The organism is Pseudomonas sp. B21-047 (genome assembly GCF_024748775.1).
GTDB classification, from domain to species: domain Bacteria; phylum Pseudomonadota; class Gammaproteobacteria; order Pseudomonadales; family Pseudomonadaceae; genus Aquipseudomonas; species Aquipseudomonas capeferrum.
The window spans coordinates 5,606,879-5,626,922 of sequence record NZ_CP087169.1; the positions used below are offsets into that span (position 1 = coordinate 5,606,879).

Here is a 20,044-nt window from a genome sequence, read left to right on the forward strand (position 1 = left end):
CAGCCAGGATGACGCGATGAACCGAGTGTTGTACCCGGGTACTTTCGACCCCATTACCAAGGGCCATGGCGATCTGGTCGAGCGCGCCTCGCGGCTGTTCGACCATGTGATTATCGCGGTGGCGGCCAGCCCCAAGAAAAACCCCCTGTTCCCGCTGGAACAACGGGTGGCGCTGGCCCGTGAGGTCACCAAGCACCTGCCCAATGTCGAAGTCATCGGCTTCTCTTCCCTGTTGGCGCATTTCGCCAAGGAACAGGGCGCCAACGTCTTCCTGCGCGGCCTGCGTGCGGTGTCCGACTTCGAGTACGAGTTCCAGCTGGCGAACATGAACCGGCAACTGGCCCCCGATGTCGAGAGCCTGTTCCTGACGCCTTCGGAGCGCTATTCGTTTATTTCCTCGACGTTGGTCAGGGAAATCGCGGCATTGGGCGGCGATATCAGCAAGTTCGTCCACCCCGTGGTGGCAGAGGCGCTGACCGAACGCTTCAAGAAGTAACGCCTGATCGCCTGAATATCGCGCCCGCGTGCACTGCGGGCGCGAATGCGGCACAATTGTGCCCATTGCGTTGAACATGCCCGGGCGGTGAGCCCCGGCCGGAGTCCCCATGTCCCTGATCATCACCGACGATTGCATCAACTGCGACGTCTGCGAACCCGAGTGCCCGAACGAGGCCATCTCCCAAGGCGAAGAGATCTACGTGATCGACCCTAACCTGTGCACTCAGTGCGTGGGCCACTACGACGAGCCGCAGTGCCAACAGGTCTGCCCGGTCGACTGCATCCCGCTGGATGAAGCGCACCCGGAGACCGAAGAGCAACTGATGGCCAAGTATCGTCTGATCACTGGCAAGGCCTGAGCCCTGCGAATGGGCCGCCAAGCGGCCCCGATTCAGCGCTGGCAGCGCGGGCAGAACACACTGGCCCGCTGCCCAAGCTTCACCTCGCGCAAGGTCGTGCCACACAGCTTGCACGGCATGCCACCCCGCCCGTAGACGTACAGCTCCTGCTGGAAGTACCCCGGCTGCCCATCCCCGCCAATGAAGTCGCGCAAGGTCGTGCCGCCCTGCTCGATGGCCGCCGCCAGCACCCGCTTGATCTCGATGGCCAGCTTCAGATACCGCGCCCGCGATATACCGCCTGCCTCCCGGCGTGGGTCGATGCCTGCGGCAAACAACGCTTCGGTGGCGTAGATGTTGCCCACACCGACCACGATCGCGTTGTCCATGATGAACGGCTTGACCGCCATCGAGCGCCCGCGCGACAGCTGGAACAGGCGTTCACCGTCGAACAGGTCGGTCAGCGGCTCTGGCCCCAGACGCAGCAGCAGCTCGTGGTTGAGCGGGTCGAGGCTCCAGAGCATGGCGCCGAAACGGCGCGGGTCGGTGTAGCGCAGCATCAGCCCCGACTCCAGCTCGATGTCGACATGCTCGTGCTTGGCCGCCGGCAAGCCCAGCTCGACCAGGCGCAAATTACCCGACATGCCCAAATGGCTGATCAAGGTGCCGACCTCGGCATTGATCAACAGGTACTTGGCGCGCCGCTCGACGCTGACGATACGCTGCCCCGACAGGCGCACATCCAGGTCTTCGGGGATCGGCCAGCGCAGGCGCCGGTCACGCACCACCACGCGACTGACCCGCTGGCCTTCCAGGTGGGGCGCGATGCCGCGCCGGGTGGTTTCTACTTCGGGTAGTTCCGGCATGTGTCAGTGCCCGCCCAGCTCTCGGATATTCTGCTTGAGGTTTTCGAAGTCGTAGTCCGACAAGCCAATGTAGTCGAGCACCAGCGGCCCCACCACCTCCCACTCGTGGTCAACGCTCTGGCTGCCCAGCACGCGGTAGGACGCGCAGATGTGCTCGGCCATCTTCAGCACCGCCAGCAGGTTTTTCAGCTGGCTCTGGGTATTGCGCGACGACTCGTCGCGGAACACCGCCAAGGCATTGTGGTGGTTGGCGATGGCCGCAGTGAGGTGCTCGGGCAGACGCCAGGATTTGGCGGTGAAATACCCCACTACCGAGTGGTTGGTATTGAACGCACGGTTTTCCGTATCGACCACACGGGTTTCGCCGTCGGCCTTGGCGTAGGCCTCTTCCAGCACCTCCATGTAGTTGGGGAAGCGCTTGAGCATCAGCGGCACGCCGCAATCATGGAACAGCCCAAGGGTGTAGGCCTCGTCCGCCAACTGCATGCCGGTGCGCTTGGCCAAGGTCAGGCAGGTCATTGCCACATCCTGCGCGGTGTCCCAGAAGCGGTTCAGGGTGACGATGGTCTCGTCGCTCATTTCGCCTTTGATCGACTGGGCGTTGATCAAGTTGATGATCGAACGGCTGCCCAGCAGGTTCACCGCACGCTGGATCGAGCCAATTTTGTTGGAGAGGCCGAAATGCGGGGAGTTGACCAGCTTGAGCAAGGCGCCGGACAAGCCCGGGTCCTGGGAAATCAGCTTGGCGATGGTTTCCAGATCCGGGTCAGGCATGTACTGCTCGAACTGCAGGTCAACCATGATCTGCGGTTGCGGCGGGATGGTAATGCCTTGCAAGGCTTGCTGGATCTGTTCGGCGCTGAGTTCTTGGGACATGCGTACACACTCGTTGAGGACGGCGAATTCTAACACCGGATCGTCTGGCTTTACGGCTGGCCAGCACTTTGTCGCGCCCAGCACCGCAGCAAGGGCCAACACGGTATACTCCCGCTCTTTTTTCCCGGAGCGACGTCATGTCCCTGCCCAGCCTTCGCCTCAAAGCCAATGCCGACCGCCGCCTGCGCGCTGGCCACCTGTGGGTCTACAGCAATGAAGTCGACGTCGCCGCGACCCCGCTGCAAGGCTTGCAGGCCGGCCAGCAGGCGGTCCTCGAGGCCGCCAACGGCAAGCCGCTGGGCATCGTGGCGCTGAGCCCGAACAACCTGATCTGCGCGCGCCTGCTGTCGCGCGACGTCAAGCTGCCACTGGACAAGTCGCTGCTGGTGCACCGCCTCAACGTCGCCCTGTCGCTGCGTGAGCGCCTGTTCGACAAGCCGTGCTACCGCCTGGTCTACGGCGACTCCGACCTGCTGCCAGGCCTGGTGGTCGACCGTTTCTTCGACATCCTCGTGGTTCAGCTGGCCTCGGCCACCATGGAGCTGCACAAGGACGACGTGATCGCCGCCCTGGTCCAGGTGCTCAAGCCAAGCGGCATTCTGTTCAAGAACGATTCCGCCGCGCGTGATGCCGAAGGCCTGCAGCGCTACGTCGAAACCGTTTACGGCGAAGTGCCGGACTGGGTTGCACTGGAAGAGAACGGCGTGCAATTCGAGGCCCCGGTACGTGAAGGGCAAAAGACCGGCTGGTTCTATGACCACCGCATGAACCGCGCCCGCCTGGCCCCCTACGTCAAAGGCAAACGCGTGCTCGACCTGTTCAGCTACATCGGTGGCTGGGGCGTGCAGGCCGGCGCATTTGGCGCCAGCGAAGTGTTCTGTGTGGATGCCTCGGGCTTCGCCCTGGACGGCGTCGAGCGCAACGCCGCACTCAACGGCATCAGCGAGAAAGTGACCTGCATCGAAGGTGACGTGTTCGAGGCCCTGCGCGAGCTGAAGGCCGCCGAAGAGCGCTTCGACGTGATCATTGCCGACCCACCCGCGTTCATCAAGCGCAAGAAAGACCTGAAAAACGGCGAAGCGGCCTACCGCCGCCTCAACGAACAGGCCATGCGCATGCTCAACAAGGACGGCATCCTGGTGAGCGCCTCGTGCTCCATGCACCTGCCCGAAGATGACCTGAACAACATCCTGCTGACCAGCGCCCGTCACCTGGATCGCAATCTGCAACTGCTCGAGCGCGGCGGCCAAGGCCCGGACCACCCGGTGCACCCGGCCATTGCCGAAACCCGCTACATCAAGAGCATTACCTGCCGGTTGCTGCCAAACAGCTGATGCACTGCCCTGGGGCCGCCTTGCGGCCCCAAAGGCACATCAGATACCCAGCACGTACGAAGCAATCCCGAAATACACCAGCACCCCCGCCGCATCGGCAATCGACGTCACCAACGGCCCGCTGGCAGTCGCCGGGTCGAGCTTGAGCTTGGTGAACATGAACGGCAGGCTCATGCCGATCAGGCTACCCAGCAACACGATCACCAGCATGCTGCTGGCAACGATGATGGCCACGTCCATCCCACCGCGCAACGCACCCAGCGATGCCACCGCCACCGCCATGGTGGCCCCCAGCGCCAACGCCACACCGCACTCGCGCCCCAGCATCCGCAGCCAGTCACGCATCACCACCTCGCCCGTCGCCAGGCCCCGCACCATCAAGGTCGCCGACTGCGCCCCGGCATTGCCACCGCTGTCCACCAACAGCGGCAGGAAGAACACCAGCACGATATGCGCGGCAATGGTCTCTTCGAACGCGGCGATGCCCGCCCCCGAAAACAGGTTGCCGAACACCAGCAGCACCAGCCACAACACCCGCTTGCGGTACAACAGGCTGACCGTGGCATCCCGCAGGTTGCCCACGTGGTTGGTGATGGATGCGCCCTTGTGGAAGTCCTCGGTGGCCTCATCGACCACCACGTCGAGCGCATCGTCGCACGTCACCAGCCCCACCAGACGCCCGCCCTCGTCCAGCACCGGCACGGCCAGCAGGTCGTGCTGGCGTATCAGACGGGCCACCTCTTCCTGGCGGGTCGCGGTACACACGCAGATGACCTTGTGCACCATGATCTGCTCGATCGGCTGCTCGGGGGCGGCCAGGATCAGCTCGCGCAAGGACAAGGTACCGCGCAGGTTGCGCTGCTCATCAAGGACATAGGACTGATAGATCGTTTCGGCATCGGCGGCCTCGCGGCGCAGCATGTCGATGGCCTGGCTGGCAGTGAGGCCGGCATCGAGGCACGAGTATTCACTGGTCATCAGGTAACCGGCCGTGCCTTCGCGGTAGCCGTGCGGGTGCAGCAGGTCGTCGCGACGCGCCTGGGCGGCCTGGCGCAGGTCGAGGGGGGAAACGCAGAGATCGGAAGAGTGTTGCATGAGGTTCTCCAGGCGCCGACGCAGGCACCTGCAAACCTCAGCCACCCGGGCTCAAGCCTTCGCAGGCCCTGGCGGCGACGCGCTCAGTGCCAATTTACGAGTTCGGTATGAACTGAAACTGGGAAGGTCCATTGAGGGTGTATCTCGTGAAGCCGCACATGCGGCGGGCGGATCATAGTCAGCCTGGGCCGGCGGGTCAGCCCTTGAAGCGCCGTTTCGGAAGGGTCCTACAAACTACCGGCTATTCGGCCAAAGCCACCGCCCAGACACATCGCCATTCCCTCGCCGCGCCAGCGGTGTAGAATCGGGCTATTCATCGCCAGTCATCCCCGGCGGGTTTATGAGCTCTGGTCGAGCACGCGGCGATCCCGTGGTGTCTTCGGCCCCATCCGTGCCAGTGGCAACCGGCCTAAGGCGCATAGGACAAGAGAAGCTCACTCCCCTTTTTGTGACCTGATTAAGCCGCCAGGAGTGCTTCATGCCTGATTATCGTTCCAAGACTTCCACCCAAGGCCGCAACATGGCCGGCGCTCGTGCCCTGTGGCGCGCCACCGGGATGAAGGACGAAGATTTCAAGAAACCGATCATTGCCATCGCCAACTCGTTCACCCAGTTCGTCCCGGGCCACGTGCACCTGAAGGACCTGGGCCAGCTGGTTGCCCGCGAGATCGAGCGCGCCGGTGGCGTGGCCAAGGAATTCAACACCATCGCGGTCGACGACGGCATCGCCATGGGCCACGACGGCATGCTGTACTCGCTGCCTAGCCGCGAGATCATCGCCGACGCCGTGGAATACATGGTCAACGCCCACTGCGCCGACGCCATCGTCTGCATCTCCAACTGCGACAAGATCACCCCCGGCATGCTGATGGCCGCCCTGCGCCTGAACATCCCGGTGATCTTCGTCTCCGGCGGCCCAATGGAAGCCGGCAAGACCAAGCTGGCCAGCCACGGCCTGGACCTGGTCGACGCGATGGTCATCGCCGCCGACTCCTCGGCCTCCGACGAGAAGGTCGCCGAATACGAGCGCAGCGCCTGCCCGACGTGCGGTTCGTGTTCCGGCATGTTCACCGCCAACTCGATGAACTGCCTGACCGAAGCACTGGGCCTGGCCCTGCCGGGCAACGGTTCGACCCTGGCCACCCACTCCGACCGCGAACAGCTGTTCCTCACGGCTGGCCGCACCATCGTCGAGCTGTGCAAGCGCTACTACGGTGAGAACGACGCGTCGGTGCTGCCGCGCAGCATCGCCAACTTCAAGGCGTTCGAAAACGCCATGATGCTCGACATCGCCATGGGCGGTTCGACCAACACCATCCTGCACCTGCTGGCCGCGGCCCAGGAAGGCGAGGTGGCGTTCGACCTGCGTGACATCGACCGCCTGTCGCGCGTGGTGCCGCAGCTGTGCAAGGTGGCGCCGAATATCCAGAAGTACCACATGGAAGACGTGCACCGCGCCGGCGGCATCTTCAGCATCCTCGGCTCGCTGGCCCGTGGCGGCCTGCTGCACACCGACCTGCCGACCGTGCACAGCCGCAGCATGGAAGAAGCCATCGCCAAGTGGGACATCACCCAGACCGACGACGAAGCGGTACACACCTTCTTCAAGGCCGGCCCGGCGGGCATCCCGACCCAGACCGCGTTCAGCCAGTCGACCCGCTGGGAAACCCTCGACGACGACCGTGAAAACGGCTGCATCCGCAGCTTCGAGCACGCCTACTCGCAAGAGGGCGGCCTGGCCGTGCTGTACGGCAACATCGCCCTCGACGGTTGCGTGGTGAAAACCGCCGGTGTCGACGAGTCGATCCACGTGTTCGAAGGCAGCGCGAAGATCTTCGAGAGCCAGGACAGCGCCGTGCGCGGCATCCTCGCCGACGAAGTGAAGGCCGGTGATATCGTGATCATTCGCTACGAAGGCCCGAAAGGCGGCCCGGGCATGCAGGAGATGCTCTACCCGACGTCGTACCTGAAGTCCAAAGGCCTGGGCAAGGCTTGCGCCCTGCTCACCGACGGTCGCTTCTCGGGCGGTACCTCAGGCCTGTCGATCGGCCACGCCTCGCCGGAAGCCGCCGCTGGCGGCGCCATTGGCCTGGTGCGCGACGGCGACAAGGTATTGATCGACATCCCCAACCGTTCGATCAACCTGCTGGTCAGCGACGAAGAGCTGGCTGAGCGCCGCGTCGAGCAGGACAAGAAAGGCTGGAAACCTGTTGAAGTGCGCCCGCGCAAGGTGACCACCGCCCTCAAGGCCTACGCCCTGCTGGCGACCAGTGCCGACAAGGGTGCGGTACGCAACAAGGCGATGCTCGACGGGCTGTAAGGCTTTCCAGCGTTCGAAAAACCGGCGCCCTGTGCGCCGGTTTTTTTATGCCTGACGGATCAAAACCAGCGCCGAGCGACGAGAGCAACTACCTTGCTTACAAGTCTGCGCCGACCCTGGCAACACATTGGCGCAACTGCACCAGCAGCAGGGCAACCGAGCGTTTCGGTTTCGCCGCCGCTGTCAGCACAAACTGCGCATGGGGCAAGGGCGGCAGCGTTGGCACTTCCAGCAGCCCTGCGGCCAGGGCGGCCGTGCGAGTGACCGGTGTTACCCCAAGACCGCCGCTCACGGCTGTCATCAAGCCTCCGGCACTTGGGCTCTGGCAGACGATACGCCATTGCCGCCCCGCGCGCGCCAGCGCCTCGATGGCAGCAGCCCGATAGGGGCACTGGTCAGAAAACACGGCCAAGGGAACAGCGGTGGACTCATCATCTGCAAGCAGCGCCAGCGGCCCTCTCGCCCAGACCAGCGGCTCGGACCACAACACCTCACCAGGCTCATCACCGTTGCAGCGGCTACCCAGGACAAAATCCAGCCCACCGGACTGCACCAGCGGGAGCAACTCCCCGGTCAGGCCGACTTTCAGCACAAGCTCAGTATCCGGGTGAGCGACCGAGAATCGGCGCAGGCAGTCGATCACCGGCGCCTTGACCATCTCCTCGCTCAAGCCCACGAGCACAGTACCTGAAACCCGCCGCCCCACACCAAGGCTTGCACGGGCATCGTCATGCAGCGCCAGGATGGTGCGGGCATAGCCTGCCAACCGCGCACCTGCTGGCGTCAGGCTGACCGAGCGGGTGGTGCGCTCCAGCAACTTGTGCCCGGCTTCGCTCTCGAGCCGCCGAATGTGCGCGCTGATCGCCGATTGCGTCAGGTGCAGCCGCTCGGCAGCACGGGTAAAACCACCGCTGTCGGCAACGGCAAGCAGGCTACGCAGAAGGACAGTATCAAACACGAATTGATCACCTATCTCACTCAATGAGGCGAGCATACGTTATTTCTATAATGGTTCATCCTCAATCAGACTTTGCGCAGCCCGCCTGTGCACTCAAGCACCAGCGGACATGTCATCAACGCTGCCAAGGAGAAGCACCCGTGGTTGAACGTGTCTTGTATGTGTGCGCCTCACCGAGAGGAGAGCGTTCGGTTTCCGCTCAGATTGCCGAAGTCTTTCTGTCGGCGCTGGCAGAGCGCAAAGCCATAGAGGTTGACCGCCTGGACCCTTGGGAATGCGCGCTGCCCGAGGTGGATGGCGACCTGCTTGCGGCCAAGTACGCAGGGCTTGCCGATGCCCCGCTTTCACCCGCGCAAACCGCTGCATGGGCCCAGATCACAGCGCTCGCCAAACGCTTCCATCGGGCGGATACGTTGCTGTTCAGCGTGCCGCTGTGGAATTTCGGCATACCGTACAAGCTCAAGCACCTGATTGACGCGATTTCGCACAAGGGCGTTCTGTTCACCTTCGACGAGCAAGGCTTGAACGGCATGCTGGGCGGGCGCCGGGCGGTGGCCATCTACACCCGCGGACTGGGGTATGGCCCCGACTCGCAAACGCCCGACCAGGCGTTTGGCCTGGAAAAACCCTTCCTCGATGCGTGGTTCCGCTTTGTCGGCATCAACCGGGTGCACAGCATCGTGGCCGAACAAACGCTAAGCCCTGCGGGCGCCAGCGTCCGTGCCAGCGCCCTCGTAGAAGTGAGCTTGCTGGCGCGCAACATCGATCAGGCACAGGCCCGCACCATCATCGTCGGCCGCAGCGGCTGAGGTGCGCCCCGTTACTGGATCTGCTCCGGCGTGACGATCACCCAGTTCTTGTCAGCCGTCACCGGCAGCCCTTCCTTGGCCTGGGCGGCTGCATGCTTGGCGATCATCCCGTTGAGTTGGTCCATGTACTTGGCCTTGCGGTTTATCCACAGGTGGATGCCCCCCTTGCCCACATCCACGCCGTGGAACTGCATGTAACCATCGCTGGTCGGCGTGTCGCCGCCGACCAATACCGGTTTCTTCCATTCATCGATGTAGGTGAGGATCGCCGCCTGCTTGCCTGCCATCCACGTTGCCGGTGTCCACAGGTACGGCGTCAGTTCGAGGCCTTCATTGGCCTTGGGGTCATAGTGGCCGGCGCCAATCTGCTTGCGCGCCGTGGTCAGCTGGCCGCTGGCGCGGTCTTTGAGCAGCAGGCTGACACCAATGACATTCTGCGGCTTCACGTTGTAGCCGTACTTCGGGTCGGACGCGACCATGCGTACCAGTTCTTCGGAGGCGGCAGAAATTACATACACCTCGATGCCATTCTCCATCAGCTTGTTGAACAGCTCGGCCTGGCCGGTGAAGACCTTGGGCGGCTGCACCTCGATGGCCTTGACCTGGTCACCTTCGAAGTAGGTGCTGGGCACGGGCTTGCCCGAGGCCATCAAGGCATCGACCTGGGCCTTCAGCTCTTTCAGGGTAAAGCCCGAGAACACCTGGGCCACCCACGGGTAGCAGACCATGTCGTCGATTTCGCACAGGCGGTAGTAGTAACTGAACAGGCTTTCCTTGTGCTCGGCCGTGTCCTTGAACGGGATCAACTTCAACGAAGGGTCGAGCTTGTCGCGAGTCAGCAGGCCCTGGTTCTCCATGAACGGCAGCAGCGCCTCTTCAAGGTCGTGGCGGTAGCTGGTGTTGTCCATGTCGAACACCGCGTAGTTACCTTTGTTGGCGTTGGCGGCGATCATGCTGTCGAGCTGTTTGGCGGCCTCGGCGGGCCAGTGCTTGAGTTCGGTGGCCCAGGCCTGGACACTGAACAGCAGGGAAAGACCGACGGCGAAGGCTTTCGGAGCAAGCTGCATGTACGAATCTCCTGAAATGACCAGGCAACGCTAGCCCAACATGCCGCACCCGCCAGCCCTGACAACGACGCCCAGGCAGCTTGAAACGTCGTGTTCATTGCTTTTTGCGACACGCCGTTATTCCATTAACGACTAAGCAAATTCCATTTGGGTATAAATTCGTTTGTTTTCAGGCTGTTAGCATTTCCGTTCGCAATCGCTCACAGAGGCGATGCCTCTTCTGTTCTTGTTGGAGCTTCAATGAACCTGCCGCTGTCACTCAACCTGCTGGCGTTCCTGGCCCTGTTGCTGGGCCTGGCACAAACCCGCCATACCCAATGGAGCCTGGCCAAGAAAGTCTTGCTGGGCCTGGTGCTGGGCGTGGTATTCGGTTTGGTCCTGCACACGATCTATGGCGCTGGCCACCCGGTACTGAAAGCCACCATCGCCTGGCTCGACCTGGTCGGCAACGGCTACGTCGGCCTGTTGCAGATGATCGTCATGCCGCTGATCTTCGCTTCGATCCTCAGCGCGGTGGCGCGCCTGCACAATGCCTCCTCGCTCGGGCGCATCAGCGTGCTGAGCATCGGTACCCTGCTGCTGACCACGGCCATCGCCGCGCTGATCGGCATCGTCCTGACCAACCTGTTCGGCCTCACTGCCGACGGCCTGGTGGCGGGTGTGCAGGAAAGCGCCCGGCTGCAAGCGATCCACAGTGACTACGCGGGCAAGGTCGCCGACCTCAACATCCCTCAACTGCTGCTGTCGTTCATCCCCAGCAACCCGGTGGGCGATCTGGCGCGGGCCAAGCCGACCTCGATCATCAGCGTGGTGATCTTCGCCGTGTTCGTCGGCCTGGCCGCCCTGCAACTGATCAAGGACGATGCCGAAAAAGGCGAGCGCGCCCTGTCGGCCATCGACACCCTGCAGGCCTGGGTGATGCGCCTGGTGCGCGTGGTGATGAAGCTCACCCCCTATGGCGTGCTGGCCTTGATGACCAAGGTGGTGGCCAGCTCCAACCTGGACGACATCCTCAAGCTGGGCAGCTTTGTGGTGGTGTCGTACATCGGCCTGGGGCTGATGTTCATGGTGCATGCCCTCATCCTGGCTGCGACCGGGGTAAGCCCGCTGCGCTTCTTCCGCAAAGTGTGGCCGGTGCTGACGTTCGCCTTCACCAGCCGCTCCAGCGCCGCCAGCATCCCGCTGAATATCGAAGCACAGACCCGCCGCCTGGGCGTGCCGCAATCGATCGCCAGCTTCAGCGCCTCGTTCGGCACCACCATTGGCCAGAACGGTTGCGCTGGGCTGTACCCGGCGATGCTGGCGGTGATGGTCGCCCCGGCGGTTGGTATCGACACCTTTGACCCGCTGTGGATCGCGACCCTGGTCGCCATCGTCACCCTGAGCTCGGCCGGGGTTGCCGGGGTTGGCGGCGGTGCCACCTTCGCCGCGCTGATCGTGCTGCCGGCCATGGGCTTGCCGGTCGAGTTGGTGGCGCTGCTGATTTCGGTGGAGCCGTTGATCGATATGGGGCGAACGGCCCTGAACGTGAATGGTTCGATGACGGCTGGGGTGGTTACCAGCCAGCTGTTGAAAGAGACCGACAAAGGTGTGCTGGCCGATGATCAGCATGCAGAGTTGAGCCATAGCTGAGATGGCTAGGGGCTGCTTCGCAGCCCCACACTCTCAAACCCTTTCCCAAACGTCGAAATGGTAAGCCGGCCCAGCCCCTTCAGGCGCCTGCGGCTCACTCGATACCCGCCGCCACTGGTGCTCGTCGAACGCCGGGAACCAAGCATCGCCCTCAGGCGATAGCTCCACACGGGTCAGGTACATGCGGCTCACCAGCCCCTTCTCCAGCGCCTGCCCATACAGTTGCGCACCGCCAATCAGCATCAACTCATCGACGCCCTGCTCGCGCGCCCACTGGTCAGCCCGCACCAGCGCAGCTTCCAGTGACGCAAACACCTCGGCGCCAGGCAGCTGCAGCCCCGGCTGGCGGCTGACCACGATATTCAACCGCCCCGGCAATGGCCGGCCCAGCGAGTCCCAGGTCTTGCGCCCCATGATGATGGGCTTGCCCAGGGTCGTGGCCTTGAAGTACTTGAAGTCCCCCGGCAGGTGCCAGGGCATGGAATTGTCGATGCCGATCACGCGGTTCTCGGCGAGGGCCGCGATCAGGCTGAGAGGGAGTGTGCTAGTCATGCTGGCGAGGATAGCAAACCCGCCGTGGGTTATGCTTCTGCCCTGACCTGTGCAATGGAAGACTTTGTGACTGGACCGACGCCACTGGATAAACGCTGGCTCACCGAAGCGGTGCGCCTGCGCGAGGAACACGCCGGCCCCCTGGAAGACCAGGAGGCCAACCGCCGCGCCCGCCAAGTCGGCGGCGACCTGGCGGCCCGTATCGAGACCCGTGCGCTGTTGCTGGCCGAACGCGACGGCATGGCGACTGCCCTGCGGCACTGGAAACAGGGCGCACGCCTGGCACTGCTGGCCCTGCTGATCGTCGCTGCCTTCAGCGGCGCGGGCCTGGCCTTCGCGGCCCTGGGGGACGGCCAACGCCCGGTGAATGTGTTCTGGGCGCTGGGCAGCCTGCTTGGGCTGAACCTGCTGATGTTGCTGGGCTGGGCGATCGGCCTGGGCCTGAGCGGCGAACACGGCGCAGGCCTGGGCCGCCTGTGGCTGTGGCTGAGCGAACGCTTTGCCCGCGATGCCAAGGCCGCGCACCTTGCGCCGGCGCTGCTGGTGCTGCTGCAGCGCCAGCGGCTGAACCGCTGGCTGCTGGGCGTGCTGGTGCACGGCTTGTGGCTGCTGGCGATGAGCACAGCGCTGGGCATGCTCCTGGTCTTGCTGGCTACCCGGCGCTATGGCTTTGTCTGGGAAACCACCCTGCTCGCCGCCGAACCGTTCATCCACCTGACCCAGGCGCTCGGCGCCCTGCCTTCGCTGCTGGGCTTTGCGGTGCCGGACGAAACCCTGATCCGCGCCAGCGGCGACACGCTGCCGGCCCTGGACCTGGCGCGCCAAGCGTGGGCCAGCTGGCTGCTCGGCGTGGTGCTGGTGTATGGCCTGCTGCCGCGCCTGCTGTTGGCCGGGTTGTGCCTGTGGCGCTGGCGTCAGGGCCGCGCGCGCCTGGCGCTGGACCTCAGCCTGCCCGGCTACGCAGCCCTGCGCGAAAGCCTGATGCCCCGCAGCGAACGCATCGGTGTGCAGGATGCCGCGCCCGAAACCTTGCCCCACTTCGCTGCCGGCCAACTGGAAAGCGGCAGCAGCGGTGCACTGCTGGTCGGCCTGGAGCTGGACGACCAGCGCCCCTGGCCGCCCGCCCTGCCCAGGAACGTGACCGATGCCGGTGTGCTCGATAGCCGCGAGTCACGCAACAAGCTGCTCGAACAACTGAGCCGCTTTCCGCCTGCGCGCCTGGCCATCGCCTGCGACCCGCGCCGCTCCCCCGACCGCGGCAGCCTGGCGCTGCTCGCCGAACTGGCACGCAATGCCGGCGCCACCCGTATCTGGTTGCTGCAGGCGGCGCCAGGTCAAGCCCTGGATGCCGAGCGCTTGGGCGACTGGCACGAAGCCCTGGACCGTCTCGGCCTGCCCCACGCCGACACCTCGCCCCTGACCTGGCTGGAGCATGGCCATGACTGAGCCGCTGAAACTGGCCGTGGTCGGCCATACCAACGTTGGCAAGACCTCACTGCTGCGCACCTTGACCCGCGATGTGAGCTTTGGCGAGGTGTCTCACCGCCCCAGCACCACGCGCCATGTGGAAGGGGCGCGCCTGTCGGTGGACGGCGAGCCGTTGCTGGAGCTGTACGACACCCCCGGCCTGGAGGACGCCATCGCCCTGCTCGACTACCTTGAGCGGCTGGAGCGCCCGGGCGAGCGCCTGGACGGCCCGGCCCGTCTGGCGCGCTTCCTTCAGGGCAGCGAGGCGCGCCAGCGCTTCGAGCAGGAGGCCAAGGTGCTGCGCCAGTTGCTGGCCAGCAATGCTGGCCTGTATGTGATCGATGCCCGCGAACCGGTGCTGGCCAAGTACCGCGACGAGCTGGAAGTGCTGGCCAGCTGTGGCAAGCCCCTGCTGCCGGTGCTCAACTTCGTAGCCAGCAGCCAGCACCGCGAGCCCGAATGGCGTGAAGCCCTCGCCCGCCTTGGCTTGCACGCCTTGGTGCGGTTCGACAGCGTGGCGCCGCCGGAAGACGGCGAACGCCGCTTGTACGAAAGCCTGGCCTTGCTGCTGGAAGACGCTCGCCCTGCCCTGCAACGGCTGATCGACGACCAGCAGGCGCAACGCCAGGCCCGCCACCACAGCGGTAAACGCCTGATCGCCGAGCTGCTGCTCGATTGCGCCGCCTGCCGGCGCAGCGTGGTGGCCGAGCCTGCTGCCGAAGCCAAGGCCATCGAAGCGCTGCGCCAGGACGTGCGCCAGCGCGAGCAGCGCTGTGTCGAGGCGCTGCTCAAGCTGTACGCCTTCCGCCGTGAGGACGCCCATGCCAGCGATTTGCCGTTGCTGGACGGGCGCTGGGGCGATGACCTGTTCAACCCCGAGACCTTGAAGCTGCTGGGTGTGCGCCTGGGCAGTGGCGTTGCGGCGGGTGCTGCGGCGGGTGCCGGGGTCGACCTGCTGGTCGGCGGCCTCACCCTTGGCGCCGCCGCCCTGGCCGGGGCCATCGCCGGCGGAGCGCTACAGACGGCACGCAATTATGGGTCGAGGTTGATGGGCAAGCTCAAGGGCCAGCGCGAGCTGACCGTCGACGATACGGTGTTGCGGCTGTTGGCGCTGCGCCAGCAGCAGTTGATGGTGGCCCTGGACAATCGCGGGCATGCGGCGCAAGACAGCATTCGCCTGGGCGAACTGGATGAGAAGGCCTGGCGCGAGGGCAAGTTGCCTGAGGCCTTGATCAAGGCGCGGGCGCATCCGCAATGGTCGACGCTGAACCCAGGGGCACGGGTGAATCAGGCAGAACGGCAGGAGCAGTTGGAGGCGTTGGTTTTGCAGATTTGAGTGTTGTGAGTGGGCGGGAGGTGCATACCTTGAGGGGTGTAGCGCCTCAAGGCATGCACCTCCCAGCCCCTACGCCCTCACTGCTGCGCCACCTTCTCCGATTTGCCGTCATAGCGCTTGCGCCACTCGGCAAGAATCTCGTCGCGGTGCTTCGAAGCCCAGGCAAAGTCGTTCTTGATCAGACGCTGCTCGTAATCCGCTGGCAACTCGGTCTGCGGCTTGGCAATCCCCGGTGCAGCCAGCACCGCGAAGTTCTCCTTGTACAACTCCATCGCCGCGGGGCTGGCCGAGAAGTCAGCCAGCCGCCTGGCCGCATCGGCCTTTGGCGTGCCCTTGATCACTGCCGTCGCCTCGATCTCCCAGCCCAGCCCCTCTTTCGGCAGCACGATGTCCAGCGGCGCCCCCTGGCGCTTGAGCTGCACGGCCGGGTATTCGAACGAGATACCAATCGGGAACTCGCCCGCGGCCGCCAACTTGCACGGCTTGGAACCCGAATGAACGTACTGGCCGATGTTCTGGTGCAAGGCGTCCATATAGGCCCACCCCTGCGGCTCGCCAAAGGTCTGCAGCCAGGCGCTGACATCCAGGAAGCCGGTACCGGACGAGGCCGGGTTAGGCATGACGATCTTGCCCTTGTATTCAGGCTTGGCCAGGTCCTGCCAGCTTACCGGCTTGCTCAGGCCCTGCTTTTCGGCCTCGATGGTGTTGAAGCAGATGGTCGCGGCCCAGACGTCCATGCCCACCCATGCCGGCGGGTTGGCGGCGTCGCGGTAGTTCGCCGAAATCTTGCCCAGGTCCTTGGGCGCATAGGCGTCGAGCATGCCGTTCTGGTCGAGGATGGCCAGGCTGGACGCCGCCAGGCCCCAGACCGCATCGGCCTGCGGGCGGTCTTTCTCGGCCAGCAGTTTGGCGGTGATGATGCCGGTGGAGTCGCGTACCCACTTGATCTCGATGTCTGGGTTGGCCTTTTCGAAGGCCTGCTTGTAGGTCTTGAGCTGCTCGGCTTCCAGCGCGGTATAGACCGTCAGCTGGGTCTCGGCGGCCGAAGCCTGCAGGCTGAACACGGCAGAAACGGCAGCGGCAAGTGCAAGGTGCTTGAACATGGTGGGGTTCCTTACAGGTCAGGCGGTCGCGGCGCGTTGGCGCCAGGCTTGGGAGCGGCGCAGCAGGCCGCGCGAGGCTGCGGCCAGCAGCAGTGAAGCGCTGGCACTGGTCAGCAGAATCAGGGTCGACATGGCGGCAGCACCGCCGACGTTGCCCGCGTCGTCCATGTTCAACACGGCGACGGCGGCAAGGATGGTGTCGGGGCTGTACAGGAAGATCGCCGCCGACACGGTGGTCATCGCCGAGACGAACAGGTAGCGAATGATGTCCAGCAGCGCCGGCAGGCAGATCGGCACCGTCACCCGCAGGAAGTGCCGGTACAAGGGCGCCTTGAGCGACAACGCGGCGGCCTCGAACTCGCCATCGAGCTGGCGCAGGGCGGTGGTGGCGGTCATCTGCGCGGTGGTCAGGTAGTGGGCGATGGTGCAGATGACCAGCAGCCCCATGCTGCCGTATAGCACATGCAGCGGGTTGCCGCTGAGGTTGAAGAAGAACACGTAGCCCAGGCCCAGCACCAGGCCCGGCACTGCCATGGGGATGAAGCTGAGCAAGCGCAGCGCCTGGTTGAGCAGGCGTTGGCCCTGGGTCTTCTCCATCAGGTAGGCACCGCTGAAGATCACGACGCTGCCGATCAGCGCCGTGCCGATCGCCATGGTCACGCTGTTGCGGTAGGCCAGCCAGCCACCACCGGCAGTGTCCTCGAACATGTAGTGCTTGAGCGACAGCGAGAGGTTATAGGGCCAGAACGTGACCAGCGACGAATACACGGCCATGCCGATCACCAGCAACAGGGCCGCGCAGACCAGCACGACGATGGCCAGGAAGCAGGCATCGCGGCGGCGCGAGGGCTTGGGCTCGAACACTTGCGCACGTCCACTCATGGCCTCGCCCTGGCGCCGGCGCAACCAGGCATCGACGGCAAAGCTCAACAGTGCCGGCAGCAGCAAGACCATGCCGATCAGTGCGCCGCGGCCAAACTGCTGCTGGCCCACGACAGCTTTGTAGGCTTCCAGGGCCAGCACCTGATAGTCGCCGCCGACCACGACCGGGACACCGAAGTCAGTGATGGTCAGGGTGAACACCAGGCAGAAGGCCGCGAACACTGCCTGGCGTGTGGCAGGCCAGGTAATGCTGGAAAACGCCCGCCAAGGCCCGGCCCCCATGCTGGAGGCAGCGTCGAACAGGCGTGCATCGGCCAGCGACAGGGCTGACAGCAGAATCATCAGCGCATGCGGGAAGGTGTAGATGGCCTCGCCCAGCACGATCCCCCAGAAGCCGTAGATGTTGTCGCTCAGCAGCCCGCGCAGCAGGCCCTGGTTGCCGAACAGGTAGACCAGCGCAATGGCCGGCAGCATCGACGGCGCCAGCAGCGGCAGCAACGAGATACCCCGCCACAGGCCCTTGGCCGGGATCAGGGTGCGCTGCAAGGCGTAGGCGAACAGGTACGCCAGCGGTACCACGATGGCGGCAACGGTGAGCGCCACCGACAGGCTATTGCCGAGCAGCCAGTGGAAGCCCTCGCTGGTGAACAGTTCACGCGCAGCCGCCAGGCCGCCACCCTGGCCAGCCTCACCGCTGAAGCCGCGCCAGAAGATCGCCAGCAGCGGCATCAGCACGGCCAGCACCAGCAACATCAGCAGCAACCACTTGCCACCGACGACGAACAATCGGTCACCGCGGGCGACGCCACGTTCGGACGCAGCCTTAGCCTGGGCCAGCGGCAGGGACATTGGCGCGGCCATCTCAGGCAAACACCTGCAGGCTCTGCGGTGGCAGCGCCACCCAGATGTCCTGCGAGCCCAGCCGCGGCATGGCCTCGGGGGCCAGTTCGGCCAGCAATGCATGGCCGGGCAGGTCTTTGAGTTCGAAGCTCATGCGGCAGCGGTTGCCGAGGAACGTGATCTCGCGGACCTTGGCCGCAAACAGGTTTTCTTCGTGCACCACCGGGTTGACGGTGATCGCCTCCGGCCGGCAGAACAGCCGGCCGCTGCTGGCTCGCGCCGAGCCGGGGGTCAGGCGCATGCGCATGCCACCGACCTGGGCCTGGTTGTCACTGCTGCGCTGAAACGGCAGCCAGTTACCCTGGCCCACGAACTCGGCCACAAAGGGCGTGGCGGGCTGGTCGTAGATTTCCTGCGGCGTGGCGTACTGCTCGACCTGGCCGTTGTTCATCACCGCGATGCGGTCGGCCATCAGCATGGCCTCGTCCTGGTTGTGGGTGACCATCAAGGTGGTGATACCCAACTGGCGTTGCAGTTGGCGCAGCTCGGTGCACAGGTGCTCGCGAACCCGCGCATCCAGCGCCGACATCGGCTCATCCAGCAGCAACAACGAAGGCGCCGGCGCCAGGGCACGCGCCAGGGCCACACGCTGCTGCTGGCCGCCAGAAAGCTGGCCGGGGTACTTTTTTTCGCTACCGGACAGGCCAACCAGCTGGAGCATTTCAACCACCCGCTGGCGCGCTTGCTCACGGCCACTGCTCATCAGGCCGTAGGCGATGTTGGCTTCGACGGTGAGGTTGGGAAACAGCGCGTAGGACTGAAACAGGATGCCGTAGTCCCGGGCCTGGGGTGGCAGCTCGGAGATGTCGCGCTCACCGATGTACAGCTCGCCGCGGTCCTGGCGTTCGAGGCCGGCGATGCAGCGCAACAACGTGGTCTTGCCGCAACCGGATGGGCCGAGCAGGCACACCAGCTCGCCCGCGGCGATGTCCAGGGAGACATCGTTAAGCGCCGTGAAGGCGCCGAAGCGCTTGTGGATATTGCGCACTTTCATTTGTGCGCCCGAGGTGGCGTTGTTCATGGCAGGGCCTCATCGAAGAGATGGGGCCATGCTAGGAAGGCTGTGCGACGGTTCTGTGGCGTTCAGGCAAAAGCTGGCGATAGTGGTATAGGCAGATTTTGTATCTGCACCACTGACCTAGAACTGTGAACCGGCTACTTCTTGTGCAACCCCCAGAAACGCTGCAGGCAAACGCGCCTGGCGCCGCTCCTTCAGGCAGTACAGGTATTCATGCATCAGCGGCGCCCCCTCCAGCACCAACACCCGTAATTCGGGGTTGTGCGGCACTTCATGTCGGGCGATCACACTGATGCCGATGTTGCGCAGCACCGCCTCACGGATCGACTCGCGGCTGCCGATTTCCAGCAATGTTGCGGCCTTGACGCCCGCCTCCTGCAGCATCTGCTCGGTCAGCTTGCGCGTGGTCGAGCCCTGCTCGCGCATCAACAGGCAATGCCCGGCCACCACGTCGATGGACACCGCCTGGCGATGGGCCAACGGATGGTTACGGTGTACCGCCACCACCAGCGGGTCGGTGCCGAGCACGCGGCGCACCAGGCGTGCATCCTCCAGCAGTTGCGACGAGGCAGCGATATCGACCCGGTAGTCTTCGAGCATTTCCAGCACTTGCTGCGAGTTGCCGATCTCCACCGTCACATCCACCTGGGGCAGGCGCTCACGGAAGATCTTCACCAGGTCGAGAATGTAGTAAGGCGCGGTGGCCGCGATGCGCAGGCTGCCCTGGGCCTGGCCACTGTTGCGCAGTTCGAACTCGATGTCGGCCTCTTGCTGCAGCAGCGCCTTGACCATCGGCAGCAGGCGCACGCCCTCCTCGCTCAGCACCAGGCGCCGCCCGCCACGGTAGAACAGCTCCACCGCGTACTGGGCTTCGAGGTTGCGGATCTGCGTGGTCACCGTGGGTTGGCTGAGCCCGAGCTTCTTCGCTGCCAGGGTGATGCTGCCCAGGCGGGCCACCATGTAGAAGGCTTTGAGCTCGGAACTCTGCATGCA

The 20,044-nt window shown here is 64.5% G+C and carries 18 protein-coding genes; 8 read left to right on the top strand and 10 right to left on the bottom strand.

Annotated features, from left to right (window positions below):
* The first annotated feature begins 16 nt into the window (after window positions 1-16).
* Both coaD and LOY26_RS25340 read left to right on the top strand, forming a co-directional pair.
* The gene (coaD, locus tag LOY26_RS25335; RefSeq protein ID WP_016489662.1) at window positions 17-496 is read left to right on the top strand and encodes a pantetheine-phosphate adenylyltransferase; all 480 of its coding nucleotides are present in this window, start codon (window positions 17-19) and stop codon (window positions 494-496) included.
* A gap of 109 nt (window positions 497-605) precedes the next feature.
* Entirely contained in the window at window positions 606-857 is a 252-nt protein-coding gene (locus LOY26_RS25340) for a YfhL family 4Fe-4S dicluster ferredoxin (RefSeq protein ID WP_027592315.1), read from the top strand.
* A gap of 32 nt (window positions 858-889) precedes the next feature.
* Here the strand turns inward: LOY26_RS25340 and mutM are convergent, their stop codons facing one another.
* Complete coding sequence (mutM, locus tag LOY26_RS25345; protein ID WP_033702045.1) at window positions 890-1,702, bottom strand: bifunctional DNA-formamidopyrimidine glycosylase/DNA-(apurinic or apyrimidinic site) lyase; 813 nt, start codon at window positions 1,700-1,702, stop codon at window positions 890-892.
* A 3-nt stretch (window positions 1,703-1,705) separates the two neighbouring features.
* Complete coding sequence (locus tag LOY26_RS25350) at window positions 1,706-2,524, bottom strand: HDOD domain-containing protein (RefSeq protein WP_186657891.1); 819 nt, start codon at window positions 2,522-2,524, stop codon at window positions 1,706-1,708.
* Between the two features lie 191 nt (window positions 2,525-2,715).
* Between LOY26_RS25350 and LOY26_RS25355 the strand changes: the two genes are divergently transcribed.
* Window positions 2,716-3,912: a class I SAM-dependent rRNA methyltransferase gene (locus LOY26_RS25355; RefSeq protein WP_186664705.1), complete on the top strand. Its 1,197-nt coding sequence runs from the start codon at window positions 2,716-2,718 to the stop codon at window positions 3,910-3,912.
* 39 nt (window positions 3,913-3,951) lie between these two features.
* Here LOY26_RS25355 and mgtE read toward each other — a convergent pair whose 3' ends face one another.
* Window positions 3,952-5,007: a magnesium transporter gene (gene mgtE, locus LOY26_RS25360; RefSeq protein WP_186664703.1), complete on the bottom strand. Its 1,056-nt coding sequence runs from the start codon at window positions 5,005-5,007 to the stop codon at window positions 3,952-3,954.
* Between the two features lie 478 nt (window positions 5,008-5,485).
* Between mgtE and ilvD the strand changes: the two genes are divergently transcribed.
* Window positions 5,486-7,327, top strand: coding sequence for a dihydroxy-acid dehydratase (ilvD, locus tag LOY26_RS25365; RefSeq protein WP_186657855.1), 1,842 nt, complete (start codon window positions 5,486-5,488; stop codon window positions 7,325-7,327).
* 97 nt (window positions 7,328-7,424) lie between these two features.
* Here ilvD and LOY26_RS25370 read toward each other — a convergent pair whose 3' ends face one another.
* Complete coding sequence (locus tag LOY26_RS25370) at window positions 7,425-8,285, bottom strand: LysR family transcriptional regulator (RefSeq protein WP_186664701.1); 861 nt, start codon at window positions 8,283-8,285, stop codon at window positions 7,425-7,427.
* Window positions 8,286-8,425: 140 nt separating this feature from the next.
* Here LOY26_RS25370 and LOY26_RS25375 point away from each other — a divergent pair, with 140 nt between their 5' ends.
* Window positions 8,426-9,094, top strand: coding sequence for an FMN-dependent NADH-azoreductase (locus LOY26_RS25375; protein WP_047582164.1), 669 nt, complete (start codon window positions 8,426-8,428; stop codon window positions 9,092-9,094).
* 11 nt (window positions 9,095-9,105) lie between these two features.
* Here LOY26_RS25375 and LOY26_RS25380 read toward each other — a convergent pair whose 3' ends face one another.
* On the bottom strand, window positions 9,106-10,161 hold the full coding sequence (locus LOY26_RS25380) for a haloacid dehalogenase-like hydrolase (RefSeq protein ID WP_186664696.1): 1,056 nt from the start codon (window positions 10,159-10,161) through the stop codon (window positions 9,106-9,108).
* 240 nt (window positions 10,162-10,401) lie between these two features.
* Between LOY26_RS25380 and LOY26_RS25385 the strand changes: the two genes are divergently transcribed.
* On the top strand, window positions 10,402-11,793 hold the full coding sequence (locus LOY26_RS25385; RefSeq protein WP_186657827.1) for an L-cystine transporter: 1,392 nt from the start codon (window positions 10,402-10,404) through the stop codon (window positions 11,791-11,793).
* A gap of 33 nt (window positions 11,794-11,826) precedes the next feature.
* On the opposite strand, the gene LOY26_RS25390 is transcribed toward LOY26_RS25385, so the two are convergent.
* A complete protein-coding gene (locus tag LOY26_RS25390; protein WP_033702055.1) occupies window positions 11,827-12,345 on the bottom strand; it encodes a dihydrofolate reductase in 519 nt (172 codons plus the stop codon).
* A gap of 54 nt (window positions 12,346-12,399) precedes the next feature.
* On the opposite strand from LOY26_RS25390, the gene LOY26_RS25395 reads away from it, so the two are divergent.
* Together LOY26_RS25395 and LOY26_RS25400 are read left to right on the top strand one after the other, a co-directional pair.
* On the top strand, window positions 12,400-13,791 hold the full coding sequence (locus LOY26_RS25395; protein ID WP_258714225.1) for a DUF2868 domain-containing protein: 1,392 nt from the start codon (window positions 12,400-12,402) through the stop codon (window positions 13,789-13,791).
* On the top strand, window positions 13,784-15,148 hold the full coding sequence (locus LOY26_RS25400; RefSeq protein WP_186664690.1) for a GTPase/DUF3482 domain-containing protein: 1,365 nt from the start codon (window positions 13,784-13,786) through the stop codon (window positions 15,146-15,148). Before LOY26_RS25395 ends, LOY26_RS25400 begins: the two co-directional genes overlap by 8 nt.
* 77 nt (window positions 15,149-15,225) lie before the next feature.
* Here LOY26_RS25400 and LOY26_RS25405 read toward each other — a convergent pair whose 3' ends face one another.
* From LOY26_RS25405 to LOY26_RS25420, 4 genes are all read right to left on the bottom strand, one after another.
* Window positions 15,226-16,251: a putative 2-aminoethylphosphonate ABC transporter substrate-binding protein gene (locus LOY26_RS25405; RefSeq protein WP_033702058.1), complete on the bottom strand. Its 1,026-nt coding sequence runs from the start codon at window positions 16,249-16,251 to the stop codon at window positions 15,226-15,228.
* 18 nt (window positions 16,252-16,269) lie between these two features.
* Entirely contained in the window at window positions 16,270-17,994 is a 1,725-nt protein-coding gene (locus LOY26_RS25410; RefSeq protein ID WP_095063914.1) for a putative 2-aminoethylphosphonate ABC transporter permease subunit, read from the bottom strand.
* A gap of 1 nt (window position 17,995) precedes the next feature.
* Window positions 17,996-19,054, bottom strand: coding sequence for a putative 2-aminoethylphosphonate ABC transporter ATP-binding protein (locus LOY26_RS25415; RefSeq protein WP_095063915.1), 1,059 nt, complete (start codon window positions 19,052-19,054; stop codon window positions 17,996-17,998).
* A gap of 117 nt (window positions 19,055-19,171) precedes the next feature.
* The gene (locus LOY26_RS25420; protein ID WP_033702061.1) at window positions 19,172-20,041 is read right to left on the bottom strand and encodes a LysR family transcriptional regulator; all 870 of its coding nucleotides are present in this window, start codon (window positions 20,039-20,041) and stop codon (window positions 19,172-19,174) included.
* Between the last annotated feature and the right edge of the window lie 3 nt (window positions 20,042-20,044).